Raw genomic sequence first — 15,750 nt, 5'->3', positions numbered from 1 at the left:
TCGATGGATAGGTGACAAAGTGGACGACGAAGTCGCCAGCCGGTTACAGCCGCTCCGTGAGCCGATGGCAGACATCAAGCCGGTGGTCGTGCGTCGCCGGCGCCGCGGCTGGATGGTCGCGCTGCTGCTGGTGGCGGCTGGAGCGGGCGTCGCCTTCTGGCTCCATCCAGCACCGGTGCACCAGCAAGGCGCGCGCGGCGGCCAACGATTCCGGGGCGGCGATCTCGGCGCGCAGCCGGTCGCAGTCGCCTCGGTGACGCAGGCCGACATCCCGATCACGCTGGAGGCGCTGGGCACGGTGACCTCGCTGTCGACGGTGACCGTGCGCCCGCAGGTCAGCGGGCAGATCACCGCGATCGCCTTCACCGAAGGGGAAATGGTGAAGAAGGGCGATTTTCTTGCCCAGGTCGACGACCGCACTCTCCAAGCCTCGCTGCATCAATTGCAGGGCCAATTGAAGCACGACCAAGCGCTGCTGACCGATGCCAGGCTCGACCTCGACCGCGATCTGAAGCTGACCTCCAACGCCATCACGCAGCAGGCGGTCGACCTGCAGCGCGCGACCGTGCAATCCGACGAGGGCACGGTCATGTCCGACCAGGCGCAGATCGAGGCCGTCGAGGTCAATATCGCCAACAGCCATATCGTTGCACCTGCCGACGGCCGCATCGGCCTCAGGCTGGTCGATCAGGGCAATTACGTCACGCCTTCCGACAGCACCGGCATTGCGGTGATCACCGAGATGCAGCCGATTTCGGTGCTGTTCTCGCTGCCCGAAGACACCCTCGCCGAAGTGCTGGAACAGACGCATGGCAATGCCGGGCTCAAGGCCACCTTGTTCGACCGCAACGACACCAAGCAGATCGCCGAAGGCACGCTGCAGACGATCGACAACCAGATCGATCCGACCACCGGCACCGTGAAGCTGCGCGCCGTGTTTGCTAACGCCGACGGCGGGCTTTATCCCAACCAGTTCGTCAACGTGCATCTCCTGGTGCGCACGCTGACCGGCGTGACGGTGCTGCCCAACGCCGCCATCCAGCACGGCGCTCCAGGCACTTTCGTCTATCAGCTCAACGACGACAGCACTGTCTCGGTGAAGACCGTTTCCCTTGGCCCCGGCGACGCGTCGGTCACGCAATTGCTGTCGGGCCTTCCGCCGGGCGCCAAGGTGGTCGTCGATGGCGTCGACCGGCTGAAGGACGGCGCCAAGGTGACCGTGCCTGACAACAGCGCCGCGCCGACCGCCGGCGCTGGATCTCCCGCGCAGCCGCAAGCGGAGGGTAGGGGCAGCGGGGCCGCCGCGACCAGCAATACGTCTGCCGTCAACCCCGGCAACGCGCCCGCGATCTCGAGCAGCCAGGGCCAAGGCTCGGCAGGCGGCGGCGCGGACGCATCGGGCGATGCCGGCCGCAAGCACCACCGCCACCATCGTCGCGACGGCAGCGGCAATAGCGGTAGCAGCGGAAATGGTGGCGACACCGGCGAAGCCCAATGAGCACGCCGAGCGGTCTCGTCTCCGGCTGGCTGAACCCGTCGCGGCCCTTCATCCTGCGGCCGGTGGCCACCACGCTGATCATGGCGACCATCCTGGTGGTCGGCATGATCGCCTATCTTTTCCTGCCGCTCTCGGCCTTGCCTGAGGTCGACTACCCGACGATCCAGGTGCAGACCTTCTATCCCGGCGCCAGCCCGGAGGTCATGACGACTTCGGTCACCGCGCCCCTGGAGCGCCAGTTCGGCCAGATGCCGGGGCTGGAGCAGATGTCGTCGGGGAGTTCGGCCGGCGCCTCGGTCATCACGCTGCGCTTCAGCCTCGACCTCAGCCTGGATATTGCCGAGCAGGAGGTTCAGGCGGCGATCAACGCGGCCGGCAACCTTCTGCCCGCCGACCTGCCGGCGCCGCCGATCTACGCCAAGGTGAATCCGGCCGACGCGCCGATCCTGACGCTGGCGATCACCTCGAAGACGCTGCCGCTGACCGAAGTCGAGAACTATGCCGAGACGCGGCTGGCGCAAAAGATCTCGCAGCTTCCGGGCGTCGGGCTGGTCAGCATCTCCGGCGGCGAGCGGCCGGCCGTGCGCATCCGCGTAAAGCTCAAGGCGCTGGCCGCCATGGGGCTCAACATCGACGATCTGCGCACCACCATCGGCACGCTCAACGTCAACACGCCGAAAGGCAGCTTCGACGGGCCGGCGCGTTCCTACACCATCAACGCCAACGACCAGATCAGCGATCCCAAGACCTATGCGGATATGGTCGTCGCTTACCGCAACGGGGCGCCGGTCAGGCTGGGCGAGGTCGCCGATATCATAGAGGGGCCGGAGAACTCGAAGCTGGGCGCTTGGGAAAACCGCTCGCCGGCGATCCTGCTCAACATCCAGCGCCAGCCCGGCGCCAACGTCATCCGCGTCGTCGACTCGGTGAAGGCGCTGCTGCCACAGCTTCGCGCCGGCTTGCCGGCGGCGGTCACCGTCGAGCCGCTGACCGACCGCACGACCACCATCCGTGCCTCAGTCCATGACGTCGAGTTCGAGCTGGCGACGGCGGCGCTTCTGGTCGTGCTCGTCACCTTCCTGTTCCTGCGCAACATTCCGGCGACGATCATTCCGAGCCTGTCGGTGCCGCTGTCGCTGATCGGCACGTTCGCGGTCATGTATCTTTGGGGCTTCAGCCTCGACAATCTGTCGCTGATGGCGCTGACCATCGCCTCCGGCTTCGTCATCGACGACGCCATCGTCATGATCGAAAACATCTCGCGCTTCATCGAGCATGGTGACGATCCGGTCACCGCCGCGCTCGAAGGCTCGGCCCAGATCGGCTTCACCATCATCTCGCTCACCGTCTCGCTGATCGCGGTGCTGATCCCGCTTCTGTTCATGGGCGACGTCGTCGGCCGCCTGTTCCACGAATTCGCCATCACGCTTGCGATCGCCATCGTCATTTCGGCCATCGTCTCGCTGACTCTGGTGCCGATGATGTGCGCCAGGCTCCTCAAGCCGCCGTCCGAACGCAGGCAGGGCGCGCTGGCGCGCGGCGCCGAGGCCGGCTTCGACGCTGTCGCGAATGGCTATGCCGCCGCCTTGCGGTGGGTGCTCGACCGTCAGGCGCTGACGCTGCTGGTCGCCGCAGCCACGCTTGCGCTCACCGTCTATCTCTATGTTGTCATCCCGAAAGGCTTCTTCCCGGTTCAGGACACCGGCGCGATTTCGGCGGTCACCGAGGCCGCGGGCTCGGCCTCCTACGCCGACATGGCAGCGCACCAGCAGGCGCTCGCCGATGTCATCCTGAAGGACCCGGATGTCGCGAGCCTGTCATCCTTCATCGGCGTCGACGGCCAGAACATGACCGCCAACAGCGGCCACATGCTGATCAATCTCAAGCCGCGCGACGAGCGCGCGGCCGATGCCAGCGCGATCATCCGGCGGCTGGCTCGGGAGACCGACGTCGTGACCGGCATCGCGCTGCACATGCAGCCGGTGCAGGACCTGCGCGTGGACTCCACCTCCAGCGCGTCGCAGTACCAATACGTTCTGCAGGATTCGGATCCGGCCGAGCTGGCGACGTGGACATCAAAGCTCACCGATACGCTGGTGGCACTTCCCGAGCTCGCCGACGTAGCCAGCGACAGCCAGCAGAGCGGGCTTGCGGTCGACATCACCATCGACCGAGCCACCGCGGCACGCTTCGGCATTACGCCAGCGACCGTCGACAACGCGCTCTACGATGCCTTCGGCCAGCGCATCATCTCGACGATCTTCACCCAGTCGAACGAATACCGCGTCATCCTTGAAGCCGATCCCTCGGTGGGCCAGACGCCGGCTTCGCTGGGCTCGATGTACCTGCCGTCCTCCGGTTCCGGCCAGGTGCCGCTATCGGCGATCGCCAATATCAGTGTCCGGCAGGCGCCGCTGCTGGTGAACCACCTCGCCCAGTTCCCGGCCACGACCATATCCTTCAATCTCGCGCCCGGCATCTCGCTCGGCGACGCCACCGCGGCGATCAGCAAGGCGGAACATGACATGCAGCCGCCCGCCGGCCTGGTCACCGGCTTCCAAGGCGCCGCGCTTGCCTTGCAAAGCTCGCTCTCCAACGAGCTGCTGCTGGTGCTTGCGGCAGTCGCCACCGTCTATGTCGTGCTTGGCGTGCTCTATGAGAGCTTCATCCACCCGCTGACGATCCTCTCGACGCTGCCCTCGGCAACCGTGGGCGCGCTGGTGGCGCTGATGCTCGCCGGCCACGATCTCGACGTGATCGGCATCATCGGCATCGTGCTCTTGGTCGGCATCGTCAAGAAGAACGCCATCATGATGATCGACTTCGCCCTGCAGGCCGAACGCCTGCAGGGGCTGGACCCGCGCGAGGCGATTTACGAAGCCTGCTTGCTGCGGTTGCGGCCGATCCTGATGACGACGATGGCCGCGCTGTTCGGGGCGCTTCCGCTCCTGCTTGGCGGCCTTGCCGGCTCGGAATTGCACCAGCCGCTCGGCATCACCATCGTTGGCGGGCTGATCGTCAGCCAGGTGCTGACGCTCTTCACCACGCCGGTGATCTACCTTGCCTTCGATAGACTGACGCGGTCGGGGGCACGTGAAGCGAGAGCGCCGGCCGGCGGGCTCACGCCGTGAATCTCTCCGCGCCCTTTATCGCCAGGCCGGTCGCCACGACGCTGCTGGCCATCGGATTGGCGGCGGCGGGCCTGATCGCATACGTCAATCTTCCGGTCGCGCCGCTGCCCAAGGTGGATTTCCCGACCATCTCGGTGCAGGCTTCGATGCCGGGCGCCAGCCCCGACACGATGTCGACCGATGTCGCGGCGCCGCTCGAACGGCATCTCGGCCAGATCGCCGGGGTTTCCGAGATGACGTCGCGCTCCGGCACCGGCTCGACCAATGTTGTGCTGCAATTCGACCTCGATCGGGACATCAACGGCGCCGCGCGCGATGTTCAAGCCGCCATCAACGCCGCGCGCGCCGACCTCCCGTCCGACCTGCGCAGCAACCCGACCTACCGCAAATACAATCCCGCCGACGCACCGGTGATGATCCTGGCGCTGACCTCGCGCACACTCACACCCGGTCAGCTCTACGATGCCGCCGCGACCGTGCTGCAGCAGCGCCTGTCCCAGGTCGAGGGTGTCGGCAATGTCGACCTCGGCGGCTCGTCGCTGCCCGCCGTTCGGGTGGAGCTCAATCCGGGGGCGCTGTTCCATTACGGCATCGGCCTGGAGGATGTGCGCGCCGCACTTGCCTCGGCCAATGCCCGCAGTCCGAAGGGCTTCGAGGAGGACGGCGCGCTCCGCTACCAGCTCTACACCAACGACCAGGCGAGCCATGCCGCCGACTATCGCGACCTGGTGATCGCTTGGCGCAACAGTGCGGCGGTGCGCCTCGCCGACATCGCAGATGTCGAGGACTCGGTCGAGGACGTGCGCAATCTCGGCCTCGCCAATGGCGTGCCGGCCGTGCTTTTGGTGCTCTATCGCGAGCCCAACGCCAACATCATCGACACGGTCGACCGCGTGCGCGCGCTGATCCCGACACTGCAGGCTTCGGTGCCGGCGGATGCGCGCCTCAGCATCGCGTCGGACAGCAGCCTCACCATCCGCGGCTCGCTGCGCGACACCGAGCTGACGCTGGTGCTGGCGGTGCTGCTAGTCGTCTTTGTGGTGTTCTGCTTTTTGCGCGACTGGCGCGCGGCGCTGATCCCGAGCGTGGCGCTGGTCGTCTCGATCCTCGGCACCTTCGGGGCAATGTATCTGCTCGGCTACACGCTCGACAATCTGTCCTTGATGGCGCTCACCATCGCCACCGGCTTCGTCGTCGATGACGCCATCGTGGTGCTGGAAAACATCATGCGCCACATCGAGGACGGCGTGCCGCGCGGCCGGGCGGCGCTGGTCGGCGCTCAGGAGGTCGGCTTCACCGTTCTGTCGATGAGCGCTTCTCTCGTCGCCGTGTTCCTGCCGATTCTGTTGATGGGCGGCATACTCGGCCGCCTGTTCCAGGAATTCGCCATGACCTTGTCGCTGGCCATCGCCATTTCGCTGGTGCTGTCGCTGACGGTGACGCCGATGATGTGCGCCCATTTTTTGCGCGCGGGTGCAGTCCGGTCGGAGCGCCGTTCCATCCTCGCCCGCTTCGGCGAAAGCGTCTTCGAGCGCGTCCGCGCCGGCTACGGCCGCTCGCTAGCCTGGTCGCTCGACAATGCCGAGGCGATGCTCATCATCCTGATCGCGGCCGTCGCGCTCAACGTCTACCTCTATACGATCGTGCCGAAGGGCTTCTTCCCGCAGCAGGACACCGGCGAGCTGATCGGCGGCCTGCGCGCCGACCAGGCCATTTCCTTCCAATTGATGCGGCAGAAATTCGAGCGGCTGGAGACGATCCTGAAGAGCGACCCGGCGGTGGCGAACGTCGTCGGCTATATCGGCGGCCGCCAGACCAACTCCGGCTTCGTCTATGTCAACCTGAAGCCGAAGGGCGATCGTGCGCCGCTGCAAGCGGTGCTGGGGCGGCTGCGCGCGCAGCTCAGGCAATTGCCCGGCGCGCAGCTCTTCCTCAACCCGCGCCAGGAGATCAGGGTCGGCGGCCGCCAGAGCCTCGCCACCTATCAATACACGCTGCAGGCCGATACGACCGCGGATCTCGACGAATGGGCGCCGAAACTCGTCGAATTGCTGAAACAGGCGCGGGAGCTAACCGACGTCAATTCGGATCGCGACGAGGCCGGGCTCGAAACCAACATCACCGTCGACCGCGAGAGCGCGGCCCGGCTCGGCCTGACGCCGGCGAGCATCGACAACACGCTTTACGACGCCTTCGGCCAGCGCCAGGTGTCGACCATCTTCAACGCCCGCAACCAATATCACGTGGTGATGGAAGTCGCGCCGCGCTATCTGCAGGATCCGAGCGCGCTCAACGGCATCTATGTCAGCACCTCGGGCGCGGCGGCGAGCGGCACGCAGAAGACCAACGCGCTGGCCGGCAGCCTGTCGGGCTCGCTGCAGAATCAGGCGACCAATGCGATCGCCGTCACCGGCCACGGCAGCGCCTCGAGCGGCGCCGCCGTCAGCACCTCGGCCGAGACCATGGTGCCGCTCGCCGCCTTCAGCACCTACGGTCCGGCGACCACGCCGCTTTCGGTCAACCACCAGGGCCACTTCGTCGCCACGACGATCTCGTTCAACCTTGCCGATGGCGCCACGCTCGGCGACGCCTCGGCGGAAATCGACCGCGCCATGGCGGAGCTGAAAATGCCGGTGTCGATCCACGGCTCGCTTGCCGGCACGGCACTCGCCTTCCGCTCCAACCTGCTCAACGAGCTCCTGCTGATCGCTGCCGCGCTCGCCACGATCTATGTCGTGCTCGGCGTGCTCTACGAAAGCTACGTGCACCCGATCACCATCCTGTCGACGCTGCCTTCGGCCGGCATCGGCGCGCTGCTCGCGCTCATCGTCACCGGCATGGAATTCGACGTGATCTCGCTGATCGGCATCATCCTGTTGATCGGCATCGTCAAGAAGAACGCCATCATGATGATCGACAGGGCCTTGCAGGCCGAGCGCCAGGAAGGGCTTGCGCCGCGAGAAGCCATCCACAAGGCGAGCCTCCAGCGCTTCCGGCCGATCATGATGACGACCTTTGCGGCTTTGCTCGGCGCATTGCCGTTGGCGCTCGAGACCGGCACTGGGGCGGAGCTGCGCCAGCCGCTCGGCATCGCGATCGTCGGCGGCCTCATCGTCTCGCAGCTTCTCACGCTCTACACCACGCCGGTCGTCTATCTCTATCTCGACCGGCTCAGCGCCCGCAGACCGATGCTGCGAGTGGCGCCGGCGGAGTGATCGGGCACCGCGACCTTGGACTGTTCGACCGCGCGAAGCGAAACAGTTCGGCCTGGCGCGCCTTCATCTCCCTCAACGCTACCCGAGGCGGTTGATCGTGAGATCTGGGCCATCGCTTGGTGAACTGGCAAGATGCTTCATCATCGGATGCGCCCTCGAAGGGCGCGACCAGTTCCTGCTCACCCGGCCATTGCCCGAGCGCTACACCGGGGCGTCGCGAGCGGGCCTTTTGCGTCGCATCTTTGGTCTATAGGTGCTGCCGGGTGAGCGGCAGCACCTCTCTTCATGCCGGTCTCAGCGCTTCGGGCCGAAGCCGGGATAGGGATTGAGCGGCACGATCGCCGCGATGTCCATCATTCCGGCCTCGACCAGCGGCAGGGTGGCGAGATGGCCGCGCACCTCCTTGTCGTCGGCAGCCTCGAACATCATGCCGCTGCCGGGGATGTCACCGCGGTTCCAGACCTGGCGCACGGCGCCTTGCGCATAGAGCGTGCGCCGCTGCTCGGCTTCGCCCGGAAGCAGCGGCGCGAAATCGCTATCGCTGAACTTTTCGGTGTTGCGGGTGAGAAGGGCAAAGAACTGCATGGCGGTCTCCTTTGTGGCCGGTTGATGCGGAAGATATCGCGCCGGCTGGTCAGACTGTCCAAGACTGATTAGGATAAAGGTCAGACCTTGAACGACTTAAATCATAGAGACGCAGAATGCTCGACCTGCGGCAGATCCGCTATTTCGTCGCCGTCGCCGAGGCCGGCAATGTCGGCCGCGCCGCCGAGCAGTTGCATATCTCGCAGTCCCCCTTGAGCCGGCAGATCATGCACCTCGAGGAGCAACTCGGCGTCACGCTTTTCGAGCGATCGAAGCAGCGCGTCCATCTCAACGCCGAGGGCAGGGCTTTCCTTGCCGAGGCGCGCGCTCTGCTCGTCAATGCCGCGCGGCTGGAGGAGCTCGGCCGCAAGCTTGCAAGCGGCGCGACCGGCAGCCTCGCCATCGGCTACGTCGAGGGGGCGGTGCATGCCGGGCTGATCGCCGCGATGCTCAGGGAATTCCGCCGCGAGCGGCCGGATTTTCATCTGCAACTGAGAAACCGCCGCACGGCCGCGCAGTTCGAGGATCTGCGCCAGCGCGTGCTCGACCTCGGATTCGTCTACGCGCCGACGCCGCAAGGCGATCCGGATATCGAGAGCATGCTGGTGCGGCGCGAACCGCTGGTGCTGGCGATCCCCGAAGGCGATCCGCTTGTCGATGCGAGCGACATCAGGCCCCGCCATCTTGACGCCCGCGTCTGGATCACCGTCGTGCGCCAACCCGATGACACCAACCGCGCGCAGTTCCTGACGGCCTGCATGGAGGCCGGTTTCGTGCCCGACATCGCCTACGAGACGGCCGATCCCTTGACCTCGCTCGGCCTGGTCAGCGCCGGGCTGGGCCTGGCGACGGTACAGGAAAGCCTGCAAAGCGCTGCGCCGGCCGGCATCGTCTTTCGCGACCTGCCATGGTTCAAGCGCAGCGTTGAAATCCATCTCGCCTGGCGGCGCAATGACCGGAGGGCGGTGATTGAGGATTTGAGGAGGACGGTGAACGGTGAATGGTGAATAGCGAATAGTTACTATCTGGCGGTGGACAGATTTCGGCTCGCGCGATCCGCACTATTCACCATTCACCTTACATTTTGTCGATCACCGCCTGCACACCTTCCGTCGGCGCGTCGACCGACGAGCCCGCCACCATGATGGCGGCGACGATGGCCTCGGGGTCGTTGACCACCAGCGGCTTCACCCTATGTGCGGTGTGGATGAAGCCTTCGCCCGACATGTGCTCGATGAGCGCCAGCATCGGGTCCCAGAAGGCCTTGATGTTGGCGAACACGATCGGCTTGCGGTGATGGCCGAGTTGCGCCCAGGTCATGATCTCGACGATCTCCTCGACCGTGCCGATGCCGCCCGGCAGCGCCACGAAGGCGTCGGATTTCTCGAACATCCTGTGCTTGCGCTCGTGCATGTTGTCGGTGATCACCAGCTCGTCGAGCTTGTCGAGAGCGGTCTCGGTCGCCTCCTTGTTGATCAGGAAGCGCGGGATGATGCCGGTCACCTTGCCGCCGGCCTTGAGTGCCCCGTCTGCGACGGCGCCCATGATTCCCTTGGTGCCGCCGCCATAGATCAGGCGCAGGCCGGACTTCGCCAGCGAGCGGCCGAGCAGGTGGCCGGCCTTGACATAGGCCTCGTCGCGGCCCGGAGACGAACCGCAATAGACGCAGACGGATCGAATCGTGTTCATGTCATGATTGGTGATAGGGACGGTTGGCGCGGTCAAGCCCAAGGACGGGCTTTTTCTTGTGAGCTTGGTGAAAACACGCTAGACCGGCGTTAGGTGGCTAAGGGGCAGAAAAGATTATGGCTATCAATTCTTCCAAGGCGTTTTTGTTCGCGGCGGGCGGCGTTGCCGTCGTCGCGGCGGTCGCCTACGGGTCGGGCGCGCTCGACCCATACATCAACAAGCAGAATCCGCCGCAGGTCGCGTCGCTGCCGCAGGCAGGCACGAAGCCGGCCGAATCCTCAAGCACCTCCACCGAGGCGCGCGTACCGCAGGCGCAAGCCCCGGCCAATACAATGGCGCCGGCCAACAACACGATGGCGCCGGCCAACAAGATGGCGCCCGCCAACAATGCAATGGCGCCTGCCAACAACGCGACGGCCCCGGCGGAATCCGCCCCGGCCGCTCAGGCGCCGGCCGCCGCAGGACCCACACTGCCAACCTTCGATGTCGTGCGCGTCGAAGGCAATGGCTCGATTGTCGTCGCCGGCAGCGCGGCGCCCAATGCCAAGGTCGAGGTCCTGAACGGCGGCACGGTGCTCGGCTCGACCGATGCCGGTCCCGATGGTGCCTTCGCCATTGTGCTCGACGATCCGCTGAAGCCCGGCGACTACACGATCACGCTGCGCTCGACCGCTGGCGGCGTCGCCGTCGCCTCGGCGCAGACCGCCGTCGTCTCGGTGCCGCAGAGCCCGACCGGCCAGGTGCTGGCGATGGTCGAGGAGCCGGGCAAGCCGTCCGAATTGCTGACCATTCCGCAGCCCGCGGCCAAGCCAGCGGCACCTGCCGCCACCGGTCAGGCAGCCGACCCGGACGCGCAGGCCCCGGCCGCAACCGCGCCGGCGGCGTCTGCCCCGGCGGCGGCGCCGGCTGCAACGGCACCGGCAGCTACGGATCAGGCTTCGGCTCCCGCGACCCAGAACGCCGCCGCAGACGAACCGAAGATCGCCGTCGAGGCGGTTGAGATCGACGGCGGCAAGATCTTCGTCGCGGGCAGGGCCGATCCCGGCCGCAAGGTGCGCGCCTATGCCGACGATGTACTGCTTGGCGAGGCGAAAACTTCGCCTGACGGCCATTTCCTGATCGAGGCGGCGCGCGACATTCCGGTCGGCAACCACACCATTCATGTCGACGGCCTGGCCGACGACGGCGTCAAGGTCGTCGCCCGCGCCGCTGTCCCGTTCGAACGCGAGCCCGGCGAGTCGATTGCCGCCGTCGCGCCCAACCAGACCAAGCCCGCCGACAGCAAGCTCGCCCAGGGTGCGGGGTCCCAGCCCGCGGAGGCGAAGTCCGGGGCGGCCAATCCCGCCGAGACGACGGCGCCGGCCACCGCTACCGAAGAAGCGGGCAAGCCCGCCGCGACCGCCGACACGTCGGCCGAGGTCGCCGAAGCGAATCCTGCGGCCGACGTGCCTGAAACCATGGCGCCGAAGCTCGAACACGTCGATGGAGCCGTCATCATCCGCCGCAACGATACGCTCTGGCGCATCTCGCGGCGCGTCTATGGCCATGGCGTGCGCTACTCGACCATCTATCTCGCCAACCAGGATCAGATCCGCAATCCCGACCGCATCTGGCCCGGTCAGGTCTTCAAGGTCCCCGGCAAGTCGAAGGAAGGCGAGCCGGCCGACATGAAAGCCATGGGTGACCAGATGACGGCGCCAAAGACGGAGTAAGAGCGCAATCCCCTCTCGTGGGGTGCCCGGCAGGGCAGAGGGGCGCTGCCCCGCCGGCGTTCGACATTCCCACCTGCTGCCCATCCGCCTGGCTTGCACTCCCATCCTCCATCGTTTATCGGCGATGAACGATGACCGAATCCCTATCCGACAACCGCGCCCTCAATAGCCGAGCCCTTGACAGCCGCGGCATCGCCACGCGGTTCGCGGCACTGTCGCATCCGGCACGCATCGAGATCCTGAAGCATCTCTCGGCTACTAGCTGCTGCTCCTGCCGCGAGGTGGTCGATCATCTCGATCTCGCCCAGTCGACCGTTTCGCAGCATCTGAAGATCCTGGTCGAAGCAGGGCTCGTCCGCTTCGAGGCGGATCGCCAGCGTTCACGCTACGCGGTGGACCGCGCTACGCTCGCCGAGGTCTCGGCGTCGCTCGCGGCCCTGGTCGATTCCTGCTGCGGCGAAAGCATGAAAGAAAGCTAAGAACAAAATGGCCGACAAGACCGTCTCCGCCGAAACCGGCACCCTCACCACACTGCGCAATCTGTGGCCCTATATGTGGCCGGCCGACCGTGCCGACCTGAGAGCCCGCGTCACCTGGGCGACGCTGCTTCTCGTCGTCGCCAAGGTCACCCTGGTCGCCGGCCCCTATTTCTTCAAATGGGCAACCGATGCGCTAGCCCACGCCTCGAAGACGCCGCCGCCGCTGCCCGCCTTCATGCTCGCGCCGGTGATGCTGGTCATTGCCTATAATGTGCTGAGGCTGGTCCAGCTCGGCTTCAACCAGCTGCGCGACGCGCTGTTTGCCCGCGTCGGCCAATATGCGGTGCGCCAGCTTGCCTTCCGCACCTTCGTCCACATGCACCAGCTGTCGCTGCGCTTCCATCTTGAGCGCCGCACCGGCGGTCTGTCGCGCATCATCGAGCGCGGCACCAAGGGCATCGAGACGATCGTGCGCTTCGTCATGCTGAACACGGCGCCTACCATTCTCGAATTCGCGCTGACGGCCGGCATTTTCGCCTACACCTATGGCTGGAAATACGTCGCCGTGGTCGCGGTCACCGTGTGGATCTATGTCTGGTTCACGGTCAAGGCTAGCGACTGGCGCATCTCGATCCGCCGCGACATGAACGACAGCGACACCGACGCCAATACCAAGGCGATCGACTCGCTCTTGAATTTCGAGACGGTCAAATATTTCACCAATGAGCGCATGGAAGCCGAGCGCTTCGACCGCTCGATGGCGCGTTATGAAACCGCCGCCACCAAGACCTGGACCTCGCTCGGCTGGCTTAACTTCGGCCAGGGTCTCATCTTCGGCCTCGGCACGGTCGTCGTCATGTGCATGTCGGCGCTGGAGGTGCAGGCCGGCACGCAGTCGGTCGGCGATTTCGTCTTCATCAACGCCATGCTGATGCAGCTTTCGGTGCCGCTCAACTTCATCGGCTTCATCTATCGCGAAATCCGCCAGGGCTTGACCGATATCGAGCACATGTTCGACCTGCTCGACGTGCCTCAGGAGATCGTCGACAAGCCGGACGCCAGGCCGTTGAAGGTGAGTGCCGGCAAGGTCGAGTTCCGCGACGTGCACTTCTCCTATGATTCAAACCGCAAGATCCTGAAGGGCGTCTCCTTCGAGGTGCCGGCCGGCAAGACGGTCGCCATCGTCGGCCCCTCCGGCGCAGGCAAGTCGACCATCTCCAGGCTTCTGTTCCGCTTCTATGACGTGCAGCGCGGCCAGGTGCTGATCGACGGCCAGGACATCCGCGACGTCACGCAGGAGAGCCTGCGCGCGGTGCTCGGCATGGTGCCGCAGGACACGGTGCTCTTCAACGACACCATCGCCTACAACATCCGCTATGGCCGCATCGGCGCCAGCGAGGAGGAGGTGCGCAAGGCCGCCGAGCTCGCCCAGATCGGGCCGTTCATCGAAAAACTCCCCGACGGCTACCGCTCGATGGTCGGCGAGCGCGGCCTGAAACTGTCGGGCGGCGAGAAGCAGCGGGTCGCGATCGCCCGCACGATCCTGAAGGCCCCGCCGATCCTGATGCTGGACGAGGCGACCTCGGCGCTGGACACCCAGACCGAGCAGGAGATCCAGGCGGCGCTGGACCTCGTCAGCAAGGGCCGCACCACCCTTGTGATTGCCCACCGGCTGTCGACGGTGATTTCGGCCGACGAGATCATCGTGCTGAAGGACGGCCAGATCGCCGAGCGCGGCACCCACGCCGCGCTCTTGCGCCAGCAGGGCCTCTATGCCTCGATGTGGGACCGCCAGCGCGAAGCCACCGAAGCCGAGGAGCGCCTGCGCATTGCGCGTGAAAGCGACGAGTTCGGCGTGATCGTACGGAGAAGGACGTCGGAGGTGAGCTAGCGCCTCTTCCTTCTCCCACAAGGGGAGAAGGAGAAGTCGGCGCAAAATCCCCTTGACCTCAACCTAGCTTGAGCTTGCAAACCGGCTCCGAACCCCTGCGAAGCAAGCCTTCCAAGAACGGAGACCGATCGATGAATAATAAAGATCAACGCGCTGGCAGCGTGTTCCGGGTCGACAAATTCGTCGTGCCGGCGGAAGCGCGCGACGAGATCCTCGGCAAGGTCAGGATGACGCACGAATTGCTGCGCCAGCAGGACGGCTTCGTGCAGGACTTCCTGCTCGAGCAGTTCTCCGGCCCCGGCGAATTCAACATCGTCACCATGGTCGAATGGGAAAGCCAGGCCGCGGTCGACAACGTCGTGCCGATCGTCAAGGCCGCGCACGAGCGCATCGCCTTCAGCCCTCAGGCAACGATCGCCCGCCTCGGCGTCAAGGCGGATATCGCGCACTATCAGCGCGTGCCGGAGGTGTAAGACGGCCAGCCTGCGCCGGGTGCAGGCGCGGCGACGCCCAGTACCTGGCCGGTGCGGGCGTCGCCGACCATGTTCTCGAAGCCGCGCCATTCGGCGGCGGTGATGAACAGCGTCCTGCCGTCGGCACCGCCCAGCATGCAGGCAAAGCAGCCCCGATCGACCTCGACCTTGTCGATTTCGCACCGCCCTCGCGCACCCTGACACAGGCCGGCGCTAAAATCACGGCTATGAGTCCCTCGCTATTCGCCTCTCCCATTGTTGCGTTGCGGGGAGGGGGCTTTCCGCTATTCAGACCGGACCTGAAACAGCGACCGCCCCAAGCCCTATGACTCTTCTCGATACGATCAAGAATACGTTCGTTCCGATCCATCGCGAGGGCTATCCCTTTATCGCCGCCTTCGGCGCGGCAACGCTGTTCCTCGGCTATTTCTCCTCGATCCTGTTCTGGCTCGGGCTGATCCTCACCGGCTGGTGCATCTATTTTTACCGTGACCCAGAGCGCGTCACGCCGGTCGACGACCGGCTGGTGGTCAGCCCGGCCGACGGCGTGGTTTCGGCGGTCGGGCCTGCCGTGCCGCCGCGCGAGCTTGGTCTGGGTACGGGCGAAATGACCCGTATCTCGGTGTTCATGAATGTCTTTTCCTGCCATATCAACCGCGCGCCGGTGCGTGGCAGGATCACGCGGATCGAGCATCGTCCCGGCAAATTCCTCAATGCCGAGCTCGACAAGGCAAGCTCCGAGAACGAGCGCAACGGCCTGGTCATTGACAGCCCCAACGGCACCATCGCCGCCGTGCAGATCGCCGGCCTTGTGGCGCGCCGCATCGTCTGCTGGGCCGAGCAGGGCGGCTCGATCGGCATCGGCGAGCGTTTTGGCCTGATCCGCTTCGGCTCCCGCGTCGACGTCTTCCTGCCGTCGAACGCCGTGCCGCGCGTCGCCGTCGGCCAGACGGCGGTAGGCGGCGAGACGGTGCTTGCCGAGTTCGGCGGCGCGGCGGTCGCCCCGCTGGTCAGGATTTCCTGAGCGGTGGGCGCGCCTTTCAAGAAGTTCGAGGCACACGCCAGCGGCGGCCCGCG

The 15,750-nt window shown here is 65.8% G+C and carries 12 protein-coding genes; 9 read left to right on the top strand and 3 right to left on the bottom strand.

Features of this window, described 5'->3' with window-relative positions:
- The first annotated feature begins 19 nt into the window (after positions 1-19).
- From EJ078_RS05470 to EJ078_RS05460, 3 genes are read left to right on the top strand one after another with little or no spacing between them, the layout of a single operon-like run.
- Positions 20-1,498 carry an efflux RND transporter periplasmic adaptor subunit gene (locus tag EJ078_RS05470; protein WP_245457068.1) on the top strand — a complete coding sequence of 493 codons (1,479 nt, stop codon included), beginning with the start codon at positions 20-22 and terminating at the stop codon, positions 1,496-1,498.
- Positions 1,499-1,527: 29 nt separating this feature from the next.
- Entirely contained in the window at positions 1,528-4,629 is a 3,102-nt protein-coding gene (locus tag EJ078_RS05465; RefSeq protein WP_127847295.1) for a multidrug efflux RND transporter permease subunit, read from the top strand.
- Positions 4,626-7,844, top strand: a complete 3,219-nt coding sequence (locus tag EJ078_RS05460; RefSeq protein ID WP_127847270.1) for an efflux RND transporter permease subunit — start codon at positions 4,626-4,628, stop codon at positions 7,842-7,844. Before EJ078_RS05465 ends, EJ078_RS05460 begins: the two co-directional genes overlap by 4 nt.
- A 294-nt stretch (positions 7,845-8,138) precedes the next feature.
- Here EJ078_RS05460 and EJ078_RS05455 read toward each other — a convergent pair whose 3' ends face one another.
- Positions 8,139-8,429 (bottom strand): muconolactone Delta-isomerase family protein, encoded by a 291-nt coding sequence (locus EJ078_RS05455; RefSeq protein WP_066997354.1) that lies wholly within the window; start codon positions 8,427-8,429, stop codon positions 8,139-8,141.
- Positions 8,430-8,545: 116 nt separating this feature from the next.
- On the opposite strand from EJ078_RS05455, the gene EJ078_RS05450 reads away from it, so the two are divergent.
- Positions 8,546-9,436 (top strand): LysR substrate-binding domain-containing protein, encoded by an 891-nt coding sequence (locus tag EJ078_RS05450; protein WP_127215988.1) that lies wholly within the window; start codon positions 8,546-8,548, stop codon positions 9,434-9,436.
- A gap of 70 nt (positions 9,437-9,506) precedes the next feature.
- Here EJ078_RS05450 and EJ078_RS05445 read toward each other — a convergent pair whose 3' ends face one another.
- On the bottom strand, positions 9,507-10,118 hold the full coding sequence (locus tag EJ078_RS05445; protein ID WP_066997348.1) for a TIGR00730 family Rossman fold protein: 612 nt from the start codon (positions 10,116-10,118) through the stop codon (positions 9,507-9,509).
- Between the two features lie 116 nt (positions 10,119-10,234).
- Between EJ078_RS05445 and EJ078_RS05440 the strand changes: the two genes are divergently transcribed.
- From EJ078_RS05440 to EJ078_RS05425, 4 genes are all read left to right on the top strand, one after another.
- The gene (locus EJ078_RS05440) at positions 10,235-11,830 is read left to right on the top strand and encodes a LysM peptidoglycan-binding domain-containing protein (RefSeq protein ID WP_127215987.1); all 1,596 of its coding nucleotides are present in this window, start codon (positions 10,235-10,237) and stop codon (positions 11,828-11,830) included.
- Positions 11,831-11,961: 131 nt separating this feature from the next.
- Entirely contained in the window at positions 11,962-12,309 is a 348-nt protein-coding gene (locus EJ078_RS05435) for a metalloregulator ArsR/SmtB family transcription factor (RefSeq protein WP_127215986.1), read from the top strand.
- A gap of 7 nt (positions 12,310-12,316) precedes the next feature.
- Positions 12,317-14,200 (top strand): ABC transporter ATP-binding protein/permease, encoded by a 1,884-nt coding sequence (locus tag EJ078_RS05430; RefSeq protein ID WP_095800092.1) that lies wholly within the window; start codon positions 12,317-12,319, stop codon positions 14,198-14,200.
- 131 nt (positions 14,201-14,331) lie between these two features.
- Positions 14,332-14,673, top strand: a complete 342-nt coding sequence (locus EJ078_RS05425; RefSeq protein WP_127215985.1) for an antibiotic biosynthesis monooxygenase — start codon at positions 14,332-14,334, stop codon at positions 14,671-14,673.
- Here the strand turns inward: EJ078_RS05425 and EJ078_RS05420 are convergent.
- Positions 14,652-14,810 (bottom strand): hypothetical protein, encoded by a 159-nt coding sequence (locus tag EJ078_RS05420; protein WP_245457090.1) that lies wholly within the window; start codon positions 14,808-14,810, stop codon positions 14,652-14,654. The two genes, EJ078_RS05425 and EJ078_RS05420, sit on opposite strands and share 22 nt — an antisense overlap.
- 149 nt (positions 14,811-14,959) lie before the next feature.
- On the opposite strand from EJ078_RS05420, the gene EJ078_RS05415 reads away from it, so the two are divergent.
- Positions 14,960-15,697 (top strand): phosphatidylserine decarboxylase, encoded by a 738-nt coding sequence (locus EJ078_RS05415; protein WP_281058558.1) that lies wholly within the window; start codon positions 14,960-14,962, stop codon positions 15,695-15,697.
- Positions 15,698-15,750: the final 53 nt, after the last annotated feature.

Origin of the sequence: Mesorhizobium sp. M1A.F.Ca.IN.022.06.1.1 (assembly GCF_003952605.1) — a bacterium.
Lineage (GTDB): Bacteria > Pseudomonadota > Alphaproteobacteria > Rhizobiales > Rhizobiaceae > Mesorhizobium.
This window is presented reverse-complemented; position numbering and strand designations above follow the sequence as displayed.